The 21,770-nt window shown below is 63.5% G+C and carries 18 protein-coding genes; 12 read left to right on the top strand and 6 right to left on the bottom strand.

All coding sequences use genetic code 11. The features are described from left to right. The 7 genes from ACTJK7_RS02255 (at position 1) to ACTJK7_RS02225 (ending at position 6,645) form a co-directional block, all read left to right on the top strand. On the top strand, positions 1–1,731 hold the full coding sequence (locus tag ACTJK7_RS02255) for a fumarate reductase/succinate dehydrogenase flavoprotein subunit (protein WP_108562297.1): 1,731 nt from the start codon (positions 1–3) through the stop codon (positions 1,729–1,731). A gap of 25 nt (positions 1,732–1,756) precedes the next feature. Further along, a complete protein-coding gene (locus tag ACTJK7_RS02250) occupies positions 1,757–2,002 on the top strand; it encodes a 4Fe-4S dicluster domain-containing protein (protein ID WP_003225615.1) in 246 nt (81 codons plus the stop codon). Positions 2,003–2,254: 252 nt separating this feature from the next. Further along, entirely contained in the window at positions 2,255–3,658 is a 1,404-nt protein-coding gene (locus tag ACTJK7_RS02245; protein WP_108562295.1) for an ABC transporter substrate-binding protein, read from the top strand. Between the two features lie 131 nt (positions 3,659–3,789). Beyond that, positions 3,790–4,563: an ABC transporter permease gene (locus ACTJK7_RS02240; RefSeq protein WP_440780112.1), complete on the top strand. Its 774-nt coding sequence runs from the start codon at positions 3,790–3,792 to the stop codon at positions 4,561–4,563. Next, the gene (locus ACTJK7_RS02235) at positions 4,563–5,411 is read left to right on the top strand and encodes an ABC transporter ATP-binding protein (RefSeq protein WP_108562289.1); all 849 of its coding nucleotides are present in this window, start codon (positions 4,563–4,565) and stop codon (positions 5,409–5,411) included. The genes ACTJK7_RS02240 and ACTJK7_RS02235 overlap by 1 nt, the downstream gene beginning before the upstream one ends. Next, complete coding sequence (locus ACTJK7_RS02230; RefSeq protein ID WP_108562287.1) at positions 5,408–6,370, top strand: HEAT repeat domain-containing protein; 963 nt, start codon at positions 5,408–5,410, stop codon at positions 6,368–6,370. The genes ACTJK7_RS02235 and ACTJK7_RS02230 overlap by 4 nt, the downstream gene beginning before the upstream one ends. Beyond that, complete coding sequence (locus tag ACTJK7_RS02225; protein WP_323151924.1) at positions 6,367–6,645, top strand: DUF971 domain-containing protein; 279 nt, start codon at positions 6,367–6,369, stop codon at positions 6,643–6,645. Before ACTJK7_RS02230 ends, ACTJK7_RS02225 begins: the two co-directional genes overlap by 4 nt. Positions 6,646–6,709: 64 nt before the next feature. Here the strand turns inward: ACTJK7_RS02225 and ACTJK7_RS02220 are convergent, their stop codons facing one another. The 3 genes from ACTJK7_RS02220 to ACTJK7_RS02210 all read right to left on the bottom strand — a co-directional run bounded on the left by ACTJK7_RS02220 (position 6,710) and on the right by ACTJK7_RS02210 (position 11,125). Then, on the bottom strand, positions 6,710–8,368 hold the full coding sequence (locus ACTJK7_RS02220) for a phosphoethanolamine transferase (protein WP_440780113.1): 1,659 nt from the start codon (positions 8,366–8,368) through the stop codon (positions 6,710–6,712). Between the two features lie 162 nt (positions 8,369–8,530). Next, the gene (locus ACTJK7_RS02215) at positions 8,531–9,268 is read right to left on the bottom strand and encodes a TorF family putative porin (RefSeq protein WP_440780114.1); all 738 of its coding nucleotides are present in this window, start codon (positions 9,266–9,268) and stop codon (positions 8,531–8,533) included. Positions 9,269–9,367: 99 nt separating this feature from the next. Continuing rightward, positions 9,368–11,125 (bottom strand): amidohydrolase, encoded by a 1,758-nt coding sequence (locus ACTJK7_RS02210; RefSeq protein ID WP_108562279.1) that lies wholly within the window; start codon positions 11,123–11,125, stop codon positions 9,368–9,370. Positions 11,126–11,228: 103 nt separating this feature from the next. On the opposite strand from ACTJK7_RS02210, the gene ACTJK7_RS02205 reads away from it, so the two are divergent. The 5 genes from ACTJK7_RS02205 (at position 11,229) to ACTJK7_RS02185 (ending at position 18,050) form a co-directional block, all read left to right on the top strand. After that, positions 11,229–12,146, top strand: coding sequence for a LysR family transcriptional regulator (locus ACTJK7_RS02205; protein WP_064381246.1), 918 nt, complete (start codon positions 11,229–11,231; stop codon positions 12,144–12,146). A 172-nt stretch (positions 12,147–12,318) separates the two neighbouring features. After that, positions 12,319–12,936, top strand: coding sequence for a transcriptional repressor LexA (lexA, locus tag ACTJK7_RS02200; RefSeq protein WP_064381249.1), 618 nt, complete (start codon positions 12,319–12,321; stop codon positions 12,934–12,936). Continuing rightward, complete coding sequence (gene imuA / locus ACTJK7_RS02195) at positions 12,936–13,553, top strand: translesion DNA synthesis-associated protein ImuA (RefSeq protein WP_064381251.1); 618 nt, start codon at positions 12,936–12,938, stop codon at positions 13,551–13,553. The genes lexA and imuA overlap by 1 nt, the downstream gene beginning before the upstream one ends. Before the next feature lie 7 nt (positions 13,554–13,560). After that, positions 13,561–14,976, top strand: coding sequence for a Y-family DNA polymerase (locus ACTJK7_RS02190; RefSeq protein WP_039768872.1), 1,416 nt, complete (start codon positions 13,561–13,563; stop codon positions 14,974–14,976). Beyond that, the gene (locus ACTJK7_RS02185; protein ID WP_440780116.1) at positions 14,952–18,050 is read left to right on the top strand and encodes an error-prone DNA polymerase; all 3,099 of its coding nucleotides are present in this window, start codon (positions 14,952–14,954) and stop codon (positions 18,048–18,050) included. Before ACTJK7_RS02190 ends, ACTJK7_RS02185 begins: the two co-directional genes overlap by 25 nt. Before the next feature lie 286 nt (positions 18,051–18,336). Here the strand turns inward: ACTJK7_RS02185 and ACTJK7_RS02180 are convergent, their stop codons facing one another. The 3 genes from ACTJK7_RS02180 to ACTJK7_RS02170 are packed head-to-tail and all read right to left on the bottom strand — an operon-like array spanning position 18,337 to position 21,688. Then, positions 18,337–18,996 (bottom strand): flavin reductase family protein, encoded by a 660-nt coding sequence (locus ACTJK7_RS02180; protein ID WP_440780117.1) that lies wholly within the window; start codon positions 18,994–18,996, stop codon positions 18,337–18,339. Between the two features lie 11 nt (positions 18,997–19,007). Further along, on the bottom strand, positions 19,008–20,495 hold the full coding sequence (locus ACTJK7_RS02175) for an amidohydrolase family protein (protein WP_108562277.1): 1,488 nt from the start codon (positions 20,493–20,495) through the stop codon (positions 19,008–19,010). Then, the gene (locus ACTJK7_RS02170) at positions 20,492–21,688 is read right to left on the bottom strand and encodes an amidohydrolase family protein (protein WP_108562275.1); all 1,197 of its coding nucleotides are present in this window, start codon (positions 21,686–21,688) and stop codon (positions 20,492–20,494) included. Before ACTJK7_RS02170 ends, ACTJK7_RS02175 begins: the two co-directional genes overlap by 4 nt. Between the last annotated feature and the right edge of the window lie 82 nt (positions 21,689–21,770).

Genomic DNA, 21,770 nt, shown 5'->3' with positions numbered 1-21,770 from the left:
ATGACCCGCAATACTCTCGAACAGGAATACGACATCGTCGTGATCGGCGGCGGCACTGCCGGCCCGATGGCCGCGATCAAGGCCAAGGAAAAGAACAAGGAACTGCGCGTGCTGTTGGTCGACAAGGCCAACGTCAAGCGCAGCGGCGCGATCAGTATGGGCATGGACGGCCTGAACAACGCGATCATCCCCGGCCACTCGACGCCCGAGCAGTACACCAAGGAGATCACCATCGCCAACGATGGCATCGTCAATCAGGCGGCGGTCTATGCCTACGCCACCCACAGCTTTGAAACCATCGAGCAGCTCGACCGCTGGGGCGTGAAGTTCGAGAAGGACGAAACCGGCGATTACGCGGTGAAGAAAGTCCACCACATGGGCGCCTACGTGCTGCCGATGCCGGAAGGGCACGACATCAAGAAAGTCCTGTATCGCCAGTTGAAGCGGGCGCGAGTGAGCATCACCAACCGCCTGGTCTGCACCCGTTTGCTGACTGACGAGGAGGGCGCCGTCAACGGTGTGATGGGGTTCGACTGCCGCACCGCCGACTTCCATGTGATCAAGGCCAAGGCAGTGATTCTTGCCTGCGGCGCTGCCGGGCGACTCGGTCTGCCGTCATCGGGTTACCTGATGGGCACTTACGAAAACCCGACCAACGCCGGCGACGGTTACGCGATGGCGTATCACGCCGGGGCCGAACTGGCGAACCTCGAGTGCTTCCAGATCAACCCGCTGATCAAGGACTACAACGGCCCAGCCTGCGCCTACGTCACCGGCCCGCTGGGTGGCTACACCGCCAACAACAAGGGCGAACGCTTCATCGAGTGCGACTACTGGAGCGGGCAGATGATGTGGGAGTTCCACCAGGAACTGGAGAGCGGCAACGGTCCGGTGTTCCTCAAGCTCGATCACCTGGCCGAGGAAACCATCCAGAACATCGAGGAAATCCTGCACAGCAACGAGCGCCCGAGTCGTGGCCAGTTCCACGCCAATCGCGGCACGGATTACCGCACGCAGATGGTCGAGATGCACATCTCGGAAATCGGTTTTTGCAGCGGCCACTCGGCGTCCGGCGTGTGGGTCAATGAGCGCGCCGAAACCTCGGTGAAAGGTTTGTACTCGGCCGGTGACATGGCCGCTGTGCCGCACAACTACATGCTTGGCGCGTTCACCTACGGCTGGTTCGCGGGTCACAACGCGGCAGAGTTTGTTGCCGGGCGCGAGTTCTCTGCGCTGGACGCCGAGCAGATCGCGAAGGAAAAGGCTCGGGTCTACGCACCGCTGGATCGCGAACACGGTCTGCCGCCGGCCCAGGTGGAGTACAAGCTGCGGCGCTTCGTTAACGACTACCTGCAACCGCCGAAAGTGACCAAGAAGATGGAAATCGGCCTGCAACGCTTCAGCGACATCGAGCGCGATCTCAACGAGATGAAGGCCAACAACGCCCACGAACTGATGCGCGCCATGGAAACCAGCGTGATCCGCGACTGCGCCGAGATGGCCGCCCGCGCTTCGCTGTTCCGTGCCGAAAGTCGCTGGGGCCTGTACCACTACCGCGTCGATCACCCGCAACGGGACGACCGTGAATGGTTCTGCCACTGCCATCTGAAGAAGGGCGAAGACGGGCGAATGACCAGTTTCAAGAAAGCCGTCGAGCCTTACATCATCCCGCTCGATGCCGAGGAAATGCAGGCCTACGACCGCCTTCGGGTCGGTGCTTTCGCCGCTTGAGGCATCACTAGAGAGAGTCCGAACCATGGCCTACCAAGCCCAGGAAATTTTCTTCCGCTCCAATGCTCCCGTCACCGTGGACGAGGACAAATGCATCGCCGAAAAGGGCTGCACCGTGTGCGTCGACGTCTGCCCGATGGACCTGCTGGCGATCAATCCGGCCACGCAAAAGGCCTACATGGCCTTCGATGAATGCTGGTACTGCATGCCGTGCGAAAAGGACTGCCCGACCGGCGCCGTCAAAGTGGACATCCCTTACTTACTGCGTTGACTGAATGGACGCCATCGCTGGCAAGTCGAATCGTCGCACCGCAGCTCCCACAGGGATCTGCAGTGGGGCACAAATATTGTAGACACCGAAGAAACTGTGGGAGCTGGCTTGCCAGCGATGAGGCCACCCCAGACAGCACAAAAGCCATCCGTAAACCCCGGACGCTGGATTCACCCAACACCCCTCGTTTCCCACCGCGCCCTGATCGCGGCGGAGACGAACATCCTGTAAATGATTCGAGGGGATTCAACCATGTTGCGTGCAGCAATCGCCGGTCTGGTACTGGCTTCGTTCACCCTGTCGGCCTCGGCCGAAACCATCCGGATTGCCATCGGCACCCAGGACACCACCATCAACTGCGCCGCCGGCGGCCTGTTGATCCGCGAGCTGGGCCTGCTCGACAAATACCTGCCTCACGACGGCGCCTACAAAGACGCCAAATATGACGTGCAGTGGAAGAACTTCACCAGCGGCGCACCGCTGACCAACGAGATGGTCGCCGGCAAACTCGACTTCGGCGCCATGGCCGATTTCCCCGGTGCGTTCAACGGTGTGGCGTTTGAAGCCGCGGGTAAACACAGCCTGTTCATCAGCGTGCTGTCGGGCAGCATCAAGGGCAGCGGCAACGGCATCGTGGTGCCGAGCGCGTCCGGCGTGCAGTCGCTGAGCGAGCTCAAGGGCAAGACCATTTCCGTGCCGTTCGCGTCCACCGCCCACGGCATGTTGCTGCGCGCGGTGGCGGAGCAGGGCTGGGATCCGCTCAAGGACGTGAACATCATCGCCCAGCCGCCGGAGGTTGCAGGTTCCGCGCTGCAGGCCGGCAAGATCGACGCCCACGCCGACTTCGTGCCGTTCGCCGAACTGTTCCCGAGCCGTGGCTTCGCCCGCAAGATCTACGACGGCGCCCAGGCCAATGCGCCGACCTTCCACGGGGCGCTGGTGGATCAGGCCTACGCCAAGAAGTACCCGGAAATCGTCGTCGCTTACCTGCGCGCCAGCATCGAGGCCAATCAACTGCTGGCCGCCGAACCTGAGAAATACAGCGAACTGATCGCCAAGGTCACTGGCGTCGATGCTGAGGTCAACTACCTGTTCCACGGCCCGCTCGGCGTGCAAACCCGCGACCTGAGCTGGAAACCGGAATATCGCCAGGCCGTGGGCACGGCCATCGATACGCTGAAGTTGCTGAAAAAGGCCGATCGCGGGCTCGACCTGAATACCTTTATCGACGATCAGTACATCCGTGCGGCGTTCAAGGCTTCGAATCTGGATTACACGGCGCAACTGGCCAACTACGCGCAGACGCCGTTGAAGTCGGTCGATGCGGCGACCGGGAAAGCAATTTCGGATTTCAGTCATGTTGCGGAGATCTGGGTGCGGGGGGAGGACAAGGTCCGGCGGTATGCCTCGGCTGAAGAGGCGTTTACCGCACTGGCCGGCCTGAAGTCGGAAGGCAAGAACATCCGGGCGGTGTATGCGCAGGCGAGTGACAGCGGGATCAAGTTGCTGGCGGAGCAGGCGTGGTTTGCCAGTGATGCGAAGGGGCGGCTCAGCGCGTTTTTGCTCAAGGGGCAGGCGCAGCAATTTGCCTCGGCGCAGGGCGGGAAAGTCCTCGACTTCACGGATGCCACCACCCAAGCCGTGGCCACCCGTTAACTCAAACGTAGATCGTTCCCACGCTCCGCGTGGGAATGCCGCCATGGACGCTCTGCGTCCGCTTTGGATGTGACGCGGAGCGTCACGGGATGCATTCCCACGCGGAGCGTGGGAACGATCAGAGGTGATATATGTTTTCACGCTGGATCCCCCGAGCCGCCTCATTGCTGCTCTGCCTGCTCTTCTGGCAACTCGCCGCCAGCCACCACTGGAACCTCGGCCTCGTCACCTTCGCCAACGTCCCGACCCCGCTGACCGTGATCGAAGCCGCGCTCGGCCTCGGCGACTCCGGCAAGCTCATCCAGCACCTGAGCGCCAGCCTCGGCCGGGTCTTTGCCGGTTACCTCGCCGCACTGGTAATCGGCATCGCCCTGGGCCTGGCCATCGGCCGTTCGAAATGGGCCGAAGACCTGCTGCTGCCACCGCTGGAAGTACTGCGCCCAATCCCCGCCGTGGCATGGATTCCACTGGCCATCCTGATGTTCCCATCCTCCGAACTGTCGATGGTCTTCATCACCTTCACCGGCGCGCTGTTCCCGATTCTGCTCAACACCGTGCACGGCGTCGAGGGCGTCGACCCGCGCCTGATCGCCTCGGCCAAAAGCCTCGGGGCCGGGCGTCGGGCGATCCTGCTGGAAGTGATCCTGCCGGGTGCCGCACCGAGCATCATCACCGGGCTCGCGATCGGCATGGGCACCTCGTGGTTCTGTCTGGTGACCGCCGAAATGATCTCCGGTCAGTTCGGCATCGGTTACTACACCTGGGAGTCCTACACCATCCAGAACTACGCCGACATCGTGGTCGGCATGTTGCTGATCGGCGTGTTGGGCATGGGCAGCAGCCTGCTGATCAAACGCCTGGGCGGGCTGTTCACGCCCTGGCATCGACCACGAGGAAAACCCTGATGAGCGTGATGCAAACCCCGGAAGGGCGGATCGATATCCGCCAGTTGTCCATCGTCCTCGGCGAAGGCCGGCAAGCGTTCGAAGCGGTGCAGGGCCTGGATTGCCAGATTGAGCCGGGCCAGTTCGTGTGCATTCTCGGCCCCTCCGGTTGCGGCAAGTCGACCTTGCTCGGTGCGCTGGCCGGGCATCTGCAACCCCATGGCGGGCAGTTGAAAGTCGATGGCGCCGAAGTGTCCGGCCCGTCGCCACAACGCGGCATGGTGTTCCAGCATCACACGTTGTTTCCGTGGCGCACGGTGCGCGACAACGTTGCCTTCGGCCTGAAGATGCGTGGCATCGGCAAGGCCGAGCGCCATCGCGCCGCCGATGAAATCCTCAAACTGGTCGGCCTCGAAGGTTTTGCCGACCGCTGGCCGGATCAGCTTTCCGGCGGCATGCAGCAACGGGTGGAAATCGCCCGAGTGCTGGTCAATCGCCCCCGGCTGTTGCTGATGGACGAGCCCTTCGGCGCACTGGACGCATTGACCCGGCTGAACATGCAGGAACTGCTGCTGGACATCTGGACGCGGATTCGCACCACCGTGGTGTTCGTCACCCATGATATCGACGAAGCGCTGTTCCTCGCCGATCGCTTGCTGGTGATGAGCGCACGGCCGGGGCGAATCATCGAAGACCTGCGCCTGGATTTCCCACGCCCACGCACCACCGAACTGGTGACCAGCCACGAATTCTCGCGCCTCAAACGCCACTGCCTCGACCTGCTGCGCCACGACAACGACCGACCGCTGCCGCGCCTCAACCCGCTCGGCCTGCCTCCCGAAAACTCTTTGCCGAGATTTGCCCTGTGACCTCATTTTTTGCTGTGACCGATAACGACGACATTCTTGCCCTGCAACCACGCCTGACCGCCGATGACGCCGGTGTACGGCGGATTGCCCTGATCGATCTGGCTGACCTCGAAGAACCGGACGGTCTGCTCTGGCTGGTCGAACGTCTGGCCGAAGACCCCGCCGAAGAAGTGCGTGCCGAAGCGGCGCGTCTGTTGGAGGCCTGGGAAGACGAGCCGGTGGTTGAAGCGTTGTGCCAGGCACTGACGGATCCGTCGCCGGCGGTGCAGGCCGCTGCGGCGCAGAGCCTGAGCCTGCTCAAGACCGAAGCGGCGGGCAGGGTGATTCTGCCGTGGACCGCCCATGCCGAAACCGGCGTGCGGATTGCCGCGTTCCGGGCCTTGCGCGAGTTGCGTTTCCCCGGCGCTGCGCCGGCGGCGATTCAGGCGCTGAACGATGCTGACGCCAGTGTCCGCCGCGAAGCCGTCGGCGTACTTGGCTGGCTCAAGCAACTCGACGCATTGCCGGCACTGGCCCGCCTGGCGAGTGATGACCCGGACACCGAAGTACGTCGCGCCGCTACCGGCGCCCTGGGTCTGGCGAGTGACGCCGAAGTGCTGCCCGCGTTGCGTCAAGCCTTGCAGGATCAGGCCTGGCAAGTGCGCGAAGAAGCCGCGACCACCCTTGGCAAGGTAGGCCATACCGACGCGGGCCCGGCGCTGATCGAAGCCTTGGCCGACGACTACTGGCAAGTACGCCTGCGCGCCACCCGCAGCCTCGGCCGTTTGCGTTACGTGCCGGCCCTCGACGCCCTTATCGACACCCTTGGCCATCGCATCAGCAACCTGCGCAAGGAAGCCGCGCTGGCCCTCGGCGAACTGAATGATCGCGGGGCCGTGGCCGCGTTGCAGGCCGCGCAGGAAGACGGCGACTCGGAAGTGCGCAAAGCCGTGCGGATTGCCTTGAGTCAGCTGCAATGAATCCGCTGTCGGTCGGTAATTCCCAAAGCGAACACCGGTTACGGCTGAACTGGCCGGATGGCCGCGAGCAGCTTCTCGACCATGCCGAACTGCGCCGCCAATGCCCGTGCTCGCAATGCCGGGCGTTTCGTCTGCGGGGCTCGCCACCGTTGGTTGACCCGCGTGTGCGGGTTATCGAATTGAACGCTCAGGGCTACGGCCTGCAACTGGTGTTCAGCGACGGCCATCAGCGCGGGATCTATCCGTGGCAATACCTGGAGCAGCTCAGTTCTTGAGAATATCGCTTCCCCTGTGGGAGCCGTCGCACCGCAGCTCCCACAGAAATCTTCGATGTCTGAATTATTGCGCGGCAGTCATCGCCGGCCGACAGCCATGGAAAATATCCAGCCCCGGCTGATACAGCGACGTCCTGACTTCGAACAACCCGAGCACCGAATGGAACAGGTTGTCATGGCTCAGATCCGGCTGGCTGCTTTTGCCTTGCAGGCAGCCACGGTCGATGCCCAGTTGCGCCAGGGTGTTGTTGCCGAACCACATCACCATCGGCACATGGGTCTGCGCTTCCGGCGCCAGCGCATAGGGCGCGGCGTGCAGGTACAGGCCGTTCTCGCCAAGCGATTCGCCATGGTCGGACACGTACAGCATCGACGTATCGAGATGGTCCTGATTGCGCTTGAGCAGCTCGATCACCTTGGCCAGGAAATGGTCGGTGTAGAGAATCGTGTTGTCGTAGACGTTGACCAGTTCGTCATGGCTGCAACTGCCCAGCTGATTGGTGTGGCAGATCGGTTTGAAGCGCTCCATGTCCTTGGGGTAACGCTCGTAGTATTCCGGGCCGTGGCTGCCGTCGGCGTGCAGGACGATGATCGCGTTGCCCTTGAGGCTGTCGATGTAGCCTTGCAGGTCGGCCAGCAGCGCTTCGTCGAGGCAGTTGTTGCCGTCGCAGAACGGCCCCGGCTGGTTCTTCGCGATGTCGCGGTTCGGCACCCGCAGGCAAGTGCCCTTGCAGTCGCTGTTGTTGTCCAGCCACAACACCTGCACGCCGGCCCGTTGCAGGATGTCCAGCAGGCCTTCGTAGGTTTTGCCTTTCTTGTCGCTGTAGTCCTCGCGGGGGAACATCGAGAACATGCACGGCACCGACACCGCCGTCGAAGTGCCGCAGGAATGCACCTGGGTGAAATTGAGGATGTCGAGTTTGCTCAGCTCGGGGTTGGTCTCACGCTCATAGCCGTTGAGCGAGAAATGGTCGGCCCGTGCGGTTTCGCCGACCACGAACACCATCAGCGATTTCTTCTCGCGGGAGGCCGCCTTGGCGCTCATCACCGCGTCTTCGCCGATGGCCTGCACCACAAAATGCTTTTTGATCCCCAGCCGCTGCTTGGTGTATTTGCTGATCGCGTAGATGTAGTTGGTCGGGTTGATGAAGTGGGTGAGCTTGTCTTCCTCGCGAAAGATCGGCGCGTAGGTCGAATAGAACGCGCCCACCGATGCGCCGATCACCAGCACGCAGGCCACAATCACCAGCACCTTGTTCAGCAAGCCCCGAAAGAACGGCCGATAAACCACCGGCCAGCGCCAGATCAGCACGGCCGGCAACACACCGAGCAACAGCACGTAAGCCAGCAGTTTGCCGCTGAACAGCGCGGTCGCTTCCCCGGGATTGGTTTCGAACACGTTCTGGATCATCACCGTGTCGATGGTGATGCCGTACTCGTTCATGAAATACGCCGCGCAGGCCGAGAGCAGGGCCACCAGGGTCAACGCCGGTTTCAGCGTCCAGCGAAACGACACCAGGGTCAGCAGCAGGGTGATCGCTGCCCAGAGAAACAGCCCGAAAGACGCGAAAAACGCAAGTTTGTGCGCACCTTGCAAGGTGATCAGCGTTCCCAGTGCTTTCCAGGTCGCCAGGTTGTACAGCGCCACCAGTGCCAGGGAAAACAGCAGCACCAGGCGGGTCGGAGTGATGGACGGTAAACGCAGTCCTTTGCCCAAAGCCATTTCGATACTTTCCTCTACGTCAGTCGAAAACCCATACGGTTACGCGCGTAACTGTAGAAGAGCATTGGTAAAAATTCCGTAAACATCCGGTAACAAAATCACGGTAAGTGCAAAAAAAACGTGGGCGCCAGCAGGCCGGCTCCCACGGACAACTGCAGCGGTTCAGAAGGATTTGCTGACGCTGGCGACGACCGTCGCCGTGCACACGTCCTTGAAGCCCCAACTGCTCAGACACTGGCTCTGCGAGAGGTCGGTGTCGGTGTAGCTCAGGCCCAGTACCACGCCGGCCAGGTTGTGGGTCAGTTTGACTTCCCACTCCCGGTAGGACTCTTCGCTATGACCGGACGCCGAATACATATGCGGGTCCTTGAAGTCCATGTTGCCGTAGCGCAGCTTCAGCCCGGAATCGAACGGCAATTCGGTTTCATAGCCAATGTAGCTGTAGAGCGAACTCTGTTTGCTGTCGATGCCCGGCGCGTCACTGGAGTAATAGGCCGCCAGTTTCACGCCGTAAGCGCTGAGAATCGAGTACACCTCGCTTTGGTTGAACTGGCTCTCTTTGGGATACGCGTATTTGATGTAGCCCAGATCCAGGCTCACAGCTTCGGTGGCCTGCCACAGCCAGCCGGCGTAGTAATCGACCTCCTGACGGGTTTTCAGGCCGCCACCGAAATCGACGTTCGAACTCCATGCGCCGAGGTACAGGCCGCTGCTGTGGGCCAGGGTCAGACCGGCCTGAAGGGCTGGGTCGTTCTGGGTCTGGGAGATGCCGCGGGTGCGGTAATCGCTGGCCAGGGTCAGATCGACCAGCACCGCGAAATCATCGTTCAGGGCAATTGCGTGGCTGCTCAAAGGCAGCAGGCTCAAGGAAGTGAGGGCGAGCAGGGGCAAGGCTTTCATGTGAAGTCCCGTTGTTGTGGTTGTTATGGGCAGGAAGCGGGCAAGGCTGCGCCGGACCCCGGCGACGGGCGCGGGGTCGGGCAGCGGATACGGCGATTGTTATTGGAGGGTAGGGGCGTAGACCTGACGGCCGGCGAACCAGGTTTGCAGCACCTGGGTGTCATGCAGGGCCTTGTCGTCGACGCTGAACACGTCGCGATCGAGCACGATGAAATCGGCCTGTTTGCCGGGGCTCAGCGAGCCGATCTGTTGTTCCAGGCCGATGGTCCGCGCGGCGTTGGCGGTGTAGGCGTAGAACATCGTTTCGCGGTCCAGGCGTTCGTCGGCGTTGAGCACGCCCAGCGGCCCGGTGCGGGTGATGGCCTGGGCCATGGCGTTCCACGGGTTCGGCGAGGACACCGGCCAGTCACTGGCGCCGGCAATCGTCGCGCCTTGCTTGAGCAGCGAATGCGCCGGGTATTGATAGCGAAAGGCGAGGGCGCTGACGTAAGGCTTGATCATGTCGGTGGTGTAGTCGTCGGCGCTGGCCCACAGCAGTTGCATCGAGGCAATCACGTTCAGCGGCTTGAAGCGGGCGAACTCCTTCGGGTTGACCATTTGCAGGTGGGTGATCGAGTGCGTTACGCCGCTCTGCCGGTCCTTGCGCGCCTGGGCGATGCCGTTCAGTGATTCGCGCACCGCGCGGTCGCCGATGGCGTGGATGTGCACCAGCCAGCCGCGCTGGTCGATGGCGCTGACCAGTTCGCCGAAGTGCTGTGGATCGATCAGCAACTCGCCCTGTTTGTGCGAGTTGCTGTAGGGATCGATCATCGCCGCGCTCTGGGCCGGGTATTCGATCACGCCGTCGGCAAAGATCTTGATCCCCGGCAGCGTCAGGTTGGGAATGCCCTGAAACTGCCGGCGAACCTTGTCGAGGGTGTCGAGATCGGCCGGGACGCTTTTCGGATTGGCCACCAGCAGCGCGGCGACGTGGGCAGTCATGCCGCCGCTTTCCGACAGGGCCTTGTAGGCCGGCAGCACGCCGACGGTTTTCTCGGTGGGCTTGAGGGCGAACACCGGCTCGCCCGGCGCGGCGTTGGCGGCGGGGTCCATCCACGCGGTGATGCCGAGGCTGTTGTTGAAACGCACCGCCGATTGCGCTGCCTTGAGCATGTCGGCCGGGCTCGGCACTGGCATTTTCGAGGCCACCCGATCCCAACCGGCGTCGACCACAAAGCCGTCCGGTTCACCGTTGGCCAGTTTGCCGATGGTGTCTTTTTCTGCGTCCGGCAGAGTTTTCAGCAGCGCGGCGTCGATACCCGCACGTTTGAGCATCACATTGTTGGCCCATGCGGTGTGGTGATCGCTGCCGGTGAACACCACCGGCACGTCGGTCCATTCGCCGTGGTTGAAGATTTTGCCCAGCGCTTCAGCCTTGGCCCAATACGCCGAACTCATGCCGGCCACGCTCAACACATCGCCATGCCGGGCCTTGCCGTCGTCACGCCAGCCGCGCAGGCGTTTTTCCAGTTCATCCAGACTGACTACGTCGTCTTCCATATTGGCCGAGACCATTTCCAGTCCGCCGAAAATCGCGTGGGAATGGCTGTCGATCAGGCCGGGCATCAACGCCTGACCTTTCAGGTCGATGACCTGGGTGCCGGGTTCGATCAAGGCCTTGATCTGCGCATCGCTGCCGACTTTCAGCACCTTGCCGCTCTCCACGGCCAGCGCCTGAACCTTCGGTTGAGCGCGGTCGGCGGTGAAAATCTTGCCATTGAGCAGCACCAGATCGGTGGCGGCCATGGCTTCCATCGAGGCAAAACTCATAGCGGCGATCAGCAGATTTTTTGTGAAATGCGGGATGAATCTTTTCATTGAACATTTCCTTGTTATTGCGTCTGATGGCCAGATTAGTGGCTGCCAACGCCCGACAGAACGCCTCCCTCACGAAAAACGTTTTTGCCTGAATGGAAAAAGCATGGACAAGCTGGGTGCACTGAAAATGTTCGTGGTCACCGCGCAGCTCGGCAGTTTCAGCCGCGCTGCCGAGCAACTGGGCAAGACCCCGTCGGCCCTGACCAAAGCGGTCAATCATCTGGAATCCGAACTCGGCGCACGGCTGTTCGAGCGCAGCACGCGGCGGATTCTGCTGACCGAAATCGGCCGGCTGTATCTGGAAACCGCACGCCAGGTGCTGCAACGGCTGGACGAGGCCAGCGAGGAAATCGAGCAGTTGCAGCACGGTCTGCGTGGCAGCCTGAAAATCACCGCACCGCTGGCTTACGGGCGAGCGTTTCTCGATCAGGTGTGTGACGGCTTTTTGCAGCAATACCCGCAGATCAGCCTGCAAGTGGATTTGTGCGACGAATTCGTCAATCTGCTGGAAAGCGGTTACGACCTGGCGTTGCGCGAAGGGCACGATGATTTGCCGGGGTTGATTGCGCGGGTGGTCGGCAGCAATCGCCTGGCGCTGTGCGGCAGCCCCGAATACCTGGCGCGCAAGGGCTTGCCGGTCACGCCGCAAACCCTCGATCAGCATGAATGGCTGCTGTACCGGCATCCGTTGCTCAGCCGCGAATTCTGGTGGGCCGAGCGCGACGGCCAGCGCCTGAGCCTGGCGCAACCGGCAGCGCCGCTGTTGCGCAGCGACAATTACGACCTGCTGTTGGCCAGTGCCCTGGCCGGGCGCGGCTTGCTGCATACACCATTGTGGAGCGCTGCGCCGTACATCGCCGACGGGCGACTGGTGCGGGTCATGGCGGATTACGAGATCGACCCGGACAGCTTCGGCCCGCACATTCTGGCGGTGTACCCGAGTCATCGGCGGGCGACGGCCAAGGTTGTGGCGTTTATCGACTACATCGCAGGCTTTCTCGCCGAACGCGGTTTGAACTGACTCCGAGCTTCTGATCGTTCCCACGCTCCGCGTGGGAATGCAGCCCGTGACGCTCCGCGTCACTGGACGCGGAGCGTCCCTAGAGGCATTCCCACGCAGAGCGTGGGAACGATCAGTCACAGGGTTTGAGCTGACTGGCGGTGCTTGTCAGGAAAATCCCACAGGAGTACAAATGTACTCCATGACGACTCTGACTCCCCGCCGTACCGCCATCCTGACCTTTATCCGCGAACGCATCGCCGAACACGGTCAGCCCCCAAGCCTCGCTGAAATCAGCGAGGCTTTTGGTTTTGCCTCCCGCAGCGTGGCGCGCAAGCATGTGCTGGCGCTCACCGAAGCCGGGTTTATCGAGGTCAACCCGCATCAGGCCCGGGGCATTCGCCTGCTCGGGCAACCGGCGCGGCCGGAGCTGCTCGAAGTCCCGGTGCTCGGCCGGGTGGCCGCTGGTGCGCCCATCGGTGCCGATGCCGACCTGCACAATCGGCTGATGCTCGATCCAGCGCTGTTCTCCCGCACGCCCGACTACATGCTGCGGGTGCAGGGCGATTCGATGATCGAGGACGGCATTCTCGACGGCGATCTGGTCGGCGTGCGGCGCAACCCCGAGGCGCTCAACGGCCAGATCGTGGTGGCGCGGCTCGACGGCGAGGTCACCATCAAACGCTTCGAGCGGGTCGGCGATGAGGTTCGCCTGTTGCCGCGCAACCCGGCGTACCAGCCGATTGTGGTGCGGGCCGATCAGGACCTGGCCATCGAAGGGGTGTTCTGCGGTCTGGTGAGGCAAGGCTGATGGGGGCCGTCGTTGCGCTGGATACGCTGTTCAACGGCGGCCAGGTCTGGAAGGGCCGGCCTGCGCCACCGGCCGCCAGCCCACAACCCACCGGGCACGCGGCGCTGGACGCAGCGTTGCCCAGTGGCGGCTGGCCGGAAGCGGCACTGAGCGAAATCCTGCTGGCCGGCCCCGGTGTCGGTGAACTGCAACTGGTGTGGCCGACCCTGGCGCGGCTGTCGGCGGCGGGGGAGCGCATCGTGCTGGTGGCGCCGCCGTTTGTGCCGTACCCGCAGGCCTGGGCCAATGCCGGGGTCGATCTGCGTCAGTTGTCGGTGATCCGGGCCAGCGAACGCGATGCCTTGTGGGCGGCGGAACAATGCCTGCGCTCGGGCAGTTGCGGCGCGGTGCTGTGCTGGCCGCACAAGGCCGATGACCGCGCCTTGCGCCGTTTGCAGGTGGCGGCGGAAACCGGCCAGACCCTGGCGTTCGCGTGGCGCCCCTTGAGCGAAGCGGTCAATCCGTCGCCGGCCGCGTTGCGCATTGCCATCGATGCGCGCCCGGCGCAGTTGCGCGTGCTCAAGTGCCGGGGCGGTCTGGCGCGCAGCGCACCGATTGCCTTCACCGTGGGGCATTGAGGTCGCCATGCGCTGGGTTTGCATTCTGTTTCCGCAATTGGCCCTCGACGCCGTGCTGCGTCAGCGGCCCGATCCCGAGCAGCCGTTGGCGCTGCTCAGCGGCCCGGCCCAGCGCCGGGTGCTGCAAGCGGTCAACCCGGCGGCGCGGGCCCTGGGCTTGCGTCCGGGGCAGTCGATGACCGCCGCTCAGGCCATGAGCAAAGGGTTCGCCACTGTCGATTACGATTCGGCCGAGGTCGAGCACTGGCAGCAGTTTCTCGCCGCCTGGGCCTATCGCTTCAGCGCCCAGGTCAGCGTGCATTACCCGCGCACCGTGGTGTTCGAGATCGAATCGAGCCTCGGTCTGTTCGGTTCCTGGGCGCAGTTCGAGGCACGCTTGCGCACGGAGCTGACCGAGCTGGGTTTTCGTCATCGCATCGTCGCCGCGCCCAATCCGGTGGCGGCGCGGGTGTTGGCCAACGCCTACGACGGATTGGTGGTGCCCGACGGTGAAGCCCTGCGTCATCATCTCGGGCAATTGCCGGTCGACCGCATCGGCCTTGAACCGAGCGTGGCCACGGCGCTGTCGCGTATGGGCCTGCGTAACCTCCATCAGGTGCAGAACCTGCCGCGTCAGGCCCTGGCCCGACGTTTCGAGGCACCGATGCTCAAGCACCTGGACACGCTGTTCGGCGCACGGCCGCTGGCGCTGGCGTTCTACCTGCCGCCGGATCGCTTCGACGTGCGCATCGAACTCAATTTCGACGTGCAGTCCCATCAGGCGCTGCTGTTCCCCTTGCGCCGCCTGACGTCCGATCTGGCGGCTTTTTTGTGCGGGCGCGACAGCGGCGTGCAGCGCTTCGATCTGCACCTTGAACACGCGGGGCTGCCGGACACGCTGATCAAGGTCGGCCTGCTCAGCGCCGAGCGCGATCCGGCAATGCTGTTCGAGTTGGCCCGTGGCCGACTGGAGCAGGTGCAGGTCGAAGCCCCGGTGCGCGGTTTTCGTCTGCGCGCCGAGGACCTGCCGAGTTTCGTGCCGCAGTTTCAGGAACTGTTCGACGACCGTCCGCAGCAGACCTTGCCCTGGGAGCAATTGCGCGAACGTCTGCGCGCGCGGCTGGGGGATGAGGCGGTGCAGGGCCTGCGCTTTCAGGCCGATCACCGTCCGGAGTGCGCGTGGCAGAACGCCGACGACAAGCAGCGTTGCCCTGCATTGCCGGGTGTGCAGCGTCCGGGTTGGTTATTGGGCGAGCCGCAGTCGGTGCCCGAAGGTTCGGCGCGCATCCTCATGGGGCCGGAGCGCATCGAGTCCGGCTGGTGGGACGGTGACGACGTGCGCCGCGACTATTACCTGATCCAGAACCGCGCTGGACAGCAAGGCTGGGCGTACCGCGCTGTGGGTGAGGGCGGTCCGTTGTGGCTGCAGGGCTGGTTCGCGTGAGCCAGGGTTATGCCGAGCTGCACTGCCTGTCGAATTTCAGTTTTCAGCGCGGTGCGTCCAGTGCGCTGGAGCTGTTTCAGCGAGCGAAGAAACACGGCTATCAGGCGCTGGCGATCACCGATGAATGCACCCTCGCCGGGATCGTCCGTGCCTGGCAGGCGGCCAAATCCGTGGAGCTGCCGCTGATCATCGGCAGCGAAATCCGCATCGAGCACGGCCCGAAACTGGTGTTGCTGGTGGAGAACATCGAGGGTTATCAGGCGCTGTGCGGCTTGATCACCCAAGCTCGACGGCGCACGCAGAAAGGCCAGTATCAAATACTGCGCGAGGACTTCAGCGAACCGTTGCCGGGATTGCTGGTGCTGTGGGTGCCGGAGGCGGTCGATGACGTGGAAGAGGGCCGCTGGCTGAAGCAGACCTTCGGCGAGCGGCTGTGGCTGGCGGTGCAGTTGCATCGCGGGCAGAACGATCGGCAACGGCTGGCCGCACTGCTGAGTCTGGCGGATGAACTGCAGATTCCAGCGGTGGCCAGCGGCGATGTGCACATGCACGCCCGTGGCCGACGGGCCTTGCAGGACACCATGACCGCGATCCGTCACCACGTCCCGGTGGCCGAAGCCGGATTGCGCCTGCACCCCAACGGCGAGCGGCATTTGCGCAGCCTCGATGTGTTGCGCGAGTTGTATCCGCAGACCTTGCTGAACGAATCGGTAAAGCTGGCCCGGCGCTGCACCTTCGATCTGGGCGAGTTGCGTTATCAATACCCCAAAGAGCTGGTGCCCGAGGAACACAGCGCCAGTTCCTGGCTGCGCCACCTGACCGAACAAGGCATCGCCTGGCGCTGGCCGAAAGGCGCACAGCCCAAGGTGCTCAAGCAGATCGACGATGAGCTGGAGCTGATCGCCGAACTCGGCTACGAAAGCTACTTCCTCACCGTGCACGACGTGGTGCGCTTCGCCCGGGAGCAGAAAATCCTCTGTCAGGGCCGGGGCTCGGCGGCCAACTCGGCGGTGTGTTTTGCCCTGGGCATCACCGAAATCGACCCGGACCGCACCACGCTGCTGTTCGAGCGTTTCATGTCGAGGGAGCGCAACGAACCGCCGGACATCGACGTCGATTTCGAGCACGAGCGCCGGGAAGAAGTCCTGCAATACGTGTTTCGTCGTTATGGTCGCCGTCGTGCCGCGCTGACCGCGGTGGTCAGCACCTACCACGCCTCCGGTGCGATCCGCGATGTGGCCAAGGCGCTGGGGCTGCCGCCGGACCAGATCAATGCGCTGGCCGACTGCTGCGGTCACTGGAGCGATGAAACGCCACCCGTGGAGCGCCTGCGCGAGGGCGGTTTCGACCCCGAAAGCCCGCTGCTGCACCGGGTGCTGAGCCTGACCGGGCAACTGATCGGCTTCCCCCGGCACCTGTCGCAGCACCCCGGTGGTTTCGTGATTTCCGAGCAACCGCTGGACACGCTGGTGCCGGTGGAAAACGCCGCCATGGCCGACCGCACGATCATTCAGTGGGACAAGGACGATCTCGATGCGGTCGGCCTGCTCAAGGTGGATATCCTCGCCCTCGGCATGCTCAGCGCGATCCGCCGCTGTTTCGACCTGCTGCGCCGTCATCGCCATCAGGACCTGAGCCTGGCCACCATCCCGCCTGAGGATCGCCCGACCTACGACATGATCAGCCGCGCCGACACCATCGGCGTGTTCCAGATCGAGTCCCGGGCGCAGATGTCGATGCTGCCGCGCCTGCGCCCGCAAACCTTCTACGACCTGGTGATCGAGGTGGCCATCGTCCGGCCGGGGCCGATCCAGGGCGGGATGGTTCATCCGTACCTGCGCCGTCGGAATCAGGAGGAAGAGGAAACCTATCCGTCACCGGAGCTGGAAGTGGTGCTCAAGCGCACCCTCGGGGTGCCGCTGTTTCAGGAACAGGTGATGCAGATCGCCATCGTTGCCGCCGACTATAGCCCCGGCGAAGCTGACCAGTTGCGCCGCTCCATGGCCGCGTGGAAACGCCACGGCGGGCTGGAACCGCACAAGGAACGACTGGCCGCCGGCATGAAGAAAAACGGCTACAGCCCGGAATTCGCCGCGCAGATCTTCGAGCAGATCAAGGGCTTCGGCAGTTACGGTTTCCCTGAATCCCACGCCGCCAGTTTTGCCTTGCTGACCTATGCCAGTTGCTGGCTCAAGTGCCATGAACCGGCGGCGTTCGCCTGTGCGCTGATCAACAGCTGGCCGATGGGTTTCTACAGTCCGGATCAGATTCTTCAGGATGCGCGCCGGCATCATTTGCAGATCCGTCCGGTGGACGTGCGCGCCAGTGACTGGGATTGCAGCCTGGAGCCGATTGCCGGCGAGCAACCGGCCATCCGCATGGGCCTGCGGATGATCAAGGGCTTTCGCGAGGAGGATGCCCGGAGCATTGAAAAGGCTCGGGCGAGGGGGGCGTTTGCCGATGTCGCCGACCTGGGCGAACGGGCCGGGCTCGACAGTCGCGCCCAGGCGCTGCTGGCGGATGCCGGGGCGTTGCGCGGCCTGGCTGGTCACCGCCATCGGGCACGCTGGGAAGTGGCTGGGGTGCAGAAACAGCTCGGGCTGTTTGCCGGGTTGCCGAGTCAGGAAGAGCCGGATGTGTTGCTGCCGACGCCGAGTGTCAGCGAAGACCTGTTCACCGACTACGCCACCCTTGGTACCACGCTGGGGCCGCACCCGCTGACGCTGTTGCGCAACGAGTTGCGGGCGCGGCGCTGTCGCAGTTCCCGGGAGTTGCTGGAGGTCGAACACGGCCGGCCGGTCAGCGTGGCGGGGCTGGTGACCGGGCGTCAGCGGCCGGGCACTGCCAGTGGCGTGACCTTCGTGACCCTGGAAGACGAGTTCGGCAACGTCAACGTGGTGGTCTGGCGCGATCTGGCCGAGCGTCAGCGGCAGGTGCTGGTGGGCTCGCAATTGCTCAAGGTCGATGGCCGCTGGGAGCGTGAAGGCGAGGTGCGGCACCTGATTGCCGGACGCTTGAGTGACCTCAGCCCGCTGCTCAACGGCATCCGCGTACAAAGCCGCGATTTCCACTGACACCCACTGAACCTGCTGCTCGTTCCCACGCCCTGCATCGTTGATCGTTCCCACGCTCTGCGTGGGAATGCCGCCATGGACGCTCCGCGTCCACTGTGACGCAGAGCGTCACGGTATGCATTCCCACGCGGAGCGTGGGAACGATCAGCACGAGCAGCACGCGGAGCGTGGGAACGATCAGCACGAGCAGCACGCGGAGCGTGGGAACGATCAGCACGAGCAGCACGCGGAGCGTGGGAACGATCAGCACGAGCAGCACACGGAGCGTGGGAACGAGTAATAGCTTTCAGCGCTGTGGCCAGAACCGCTCGCCACCCCCCGGTGCCTCCGTCCACGCTTGCAATGAGCGGGTCGGCAGGTCGAAGTAGTCCCGGGTCCGTGCATAACCATGCCCGCCCATGCGCCCGATCGCATCCAGCCCCAATTGATCGATGTACAGGGTTTTCGGGTCGATCAACTCGTCGCGCACATGCGCCATCAACACCTCGCCAAAAATGATCTCCCGCGACTGACCGATGTTCAGCGCGATCATTCGCCGACATTCCAGCGCCACGGGTGCTTCGCCGATTCGCGGGCATTTGACCGAGGTGCCGGGAATCGCTGTCAGGCCGGCAGCGGTCAACTCATCGAAACCCGGCGCAAATGGCACGGCGCAGACGTTCATGGCCTCCACCAAGGCGTCACTGACGATGTTGACGGTGAATTCCTGATTCATCTGGATATTGCGCGTGGTGTCCTTCGGGCTCTGGTCGCCGTAGTTCTCCACGCCGAGCGCGAGAATGGGCGGGTCCGCCGACAGCGCATTGAAAAAGCTGAACGGCGCGGCATTGACCCGGCCTTCGGCGTCGATGGTGGTGACCAGTGCAATCGGGCGCGGCACCACGCTGCCGATCAGAATCTTGTACTTTTCCCGTGGGCTCAGTTGGCTGAAATCGAAGCTGTGCATGGCAGTGTTCTCTAAAGAAGTGGATCGATGGCGCTCAACGGCGCCTCGGCACTGTAGTCGTCGGCAAACGCAATGGCCGGCTGGAACAGGGTTTTCCAGTCCGGTTGGCCAAAGGCCCGGTCGCTGTGGCTGCGCATCAGTTTTTCGTATTGGCGCTGGGCCTGACGCTGCAGAGTGGGGTAGTCGACGCCGATGACCTGACCGTCGTGCATCACGCAGCGACCGTCGATGTAACTGGCGATGCAGTCGTCGCCGCGCCCGGCCAGCAGCAGGTTTTTCAGTGGATCGAACAGCGGGCCCAAGTGCAGGCCGCGCAGGTTGAACACGGTGATATCCGCTTTGGCGCCGGGCGCCAGACGACCGAGATCGTCGCGGCCCAATGCCTTGGCGCCGCCGAGGGTCGCGGCGTTGTACAGGTCGAGGCTGCTGGTCAGCGCCGATCCACCTTCCATCAACCGGGCGATGTTCAAACCGTGGCGCATGTTGGCCAGCAAATCCGCCGGCCAGGTGTCGGTGCCGAGGCCAAAGTTGATGCCTTTGGCCCGATAGCGGCCGAACGAATTCAGCGCCTCGCCATCACGGGCGAACACTAGCGGGCAGTGCACCAGACTGGCGCCGCCGTCGATGAGCCGTTGCAGATCGTCATCGCCCGAGGTGTAGATGCCGTGGGGCAGCACGCTGTGCGGGGTGAGCAGGCCGAGTTGCTGCAACCAGCCCAGCGGCGTGGTGCCGCGCAACTGTTCGACCATCGCCACCTCACCCAGCGCCTGACAGCAATGCAGACGCATAGGTGCGTTCAGTTCACGACTCAACGCGGACGTGCGTTGGAGCAGCGCCGGGGTGCAGGTCTGGATGCGATCCGGCAGCAGCGCACCGCGAATCAACCCGGCGTGGGCGCCATCGAAATCCTTGAAAAACCGTTCGGCCGCGTCCAGCCCCGCCAGGCCCCGAGCCTCATCCCAGTGATGGGCGAGGGTGCCGTCGGCGCGCCAGTAACTCATGCCGCTCATGTAGCAGGGGCCGAGATAGGTGCGCAGTCCCAGTTCGCCGGCCACGTCGGCGACCGCCGCGAACTCGTCGTAGGTCTCCGCCCATTCGCGGTAGTACATCGAAGTGATCGGCATGGCCGTGGTAATGCCGTTGCGGATCAACTGGGTGAAGGCGTAGTGGTACTTGAAGACCTCTTCCTCCGGGCTGAATGACTCACGCGGGCCGGCCGCCAGATACTCCGCCGACCACATCCGGCCCATCGCGCGCTCGTCGCCGTTGTCCAGAGTCAGCACGGTGGAGTCGAGATCGCCGAGGGCGTCGAGGTCGATGAAACCGGGGCCGATCAGCGCATTGCCGTAGTCGATCCATTGATCCACCGGCCCTTGGTAACCGCGCCCGACAAACTCGATCCGCGAACCGGCGAACACCACTTCACCATCGCGCCACAGCACATGCTGCGTGCCATCGAAACCGACCACGCAACCGGCCTTCAGGCCGATCCGTTTCACAGACGGCTGCCCAGCAGACGACCGCCGCTGGCGATCAGTTCGCCGCCGCGATAGACCTGACGCACTGGCCGCGCGACTACCGCTTCTCCAAGCGTTTCCACCGGCATCAACAGAAAATCCGCCGGCCGGCCAATGGCGAAGCCGTAATCCTCGATCCCCAATGCGCGCGCACCGTTGACCGTCGCCGCTTCGAACGCCGCCGCCAATTCATCGTCCTTGCCCAGGTCGAAACGGAATGCCAGCAGCATCGCCCGTTCCAGCATGTCGCCATTGCCCATCGGCGACCACGCATCACGAATGCCGTCGGAACCGAGGCACACGTTGACCCCGGTCTCACGCAACGCCAGGAATGGCGGAACAGCACAATCGGCCGGCGCTGAACTCATCAGCGAAATCCCCAGCGCCGCGAGGCGTTCGGCGACCGGTTTGACCTGACTCCACGGCAGCATGCCGAGGCAATAGGCGTGGCTGATCATCACCCGGTTCTGCAGGTTGAAACGCTCGGTGTAATCGGCGATCCGGGCGATCTGCCACAGGCCCAGTTCGCCTTTGTCATGCAGGTGAATGTCGACGCCACGCTGGAACTCGCTGGCCAGTTTGAACACGAAATCCAGTTGCGCGATCGGGTCGTTGTCGATGCCGCAGGGGTCGAGGCCGCCGACATTCTCCACGCCCAGGGCCATGGCTTCGCGCATCAGCTCGGCGGTGCCGGGTCGGCTGATCAGGCCGGTTTGCGGGAACACCACCAGTTGCAGGTCGATCAGGTCGCTGTAGGTTTCGCGCAGTTGCTGCATGGCCTCGACGTGGCGCAGGCCGAATTCCGGGTCGATGTCGACGTGGCAACGCATCGTCAAAGAACCCCGGGCGATGCAGTTTTCCAGCAGGGCGCCGGCGCGTTCGGCGATCGGCGCTTTTATTTCCCGCAGGACGCGGCGCTCGTTGCTGATGTAGTCCTTGAGCGTCGGGCCGGCGCTGTTCGGGCGCCAGGGTTGGCCGTACAGGGTCTTGTCGAGGTGGACGTGGCTTTCCACCAGCGGCGCGGTCAGGAGCTGGTTCTGGCCGTCGATGTCGGTGGCGGCCAGTGGAGCATCGGAGGCCGGGCGGCGTTGGGTGAACTTGCCGTTTTCGATCAGCAGGTCTTCGGCGGGGGCGCCGTAGGGGCGGATGTTTCTGAGCCAGCGGGGGTGGGACATTTCATACCTCTGTTTCTAGGTTGTCTGGGCGGGCCTCATCGCTGGCAAGCCAGCTCCCACAGGGATTTGTGTCGCTCAGAGA

Source organism: Pseudomonas sp. 22085 (assembly GCF_052045815.1).
Classification (GTDB): Bacteria; Pseudomonadota; Gammaproteobacteria; order Pseudomonadales; family Pseudomonadaceae; genus Aquipseudomonas; species Aquipseudomonas glycinae.
The sequence above is the reverse complement of the archived record's forward strand: the minus strand, read 5'-3'. Positions and strand labels throughout refer to the sequence as shown.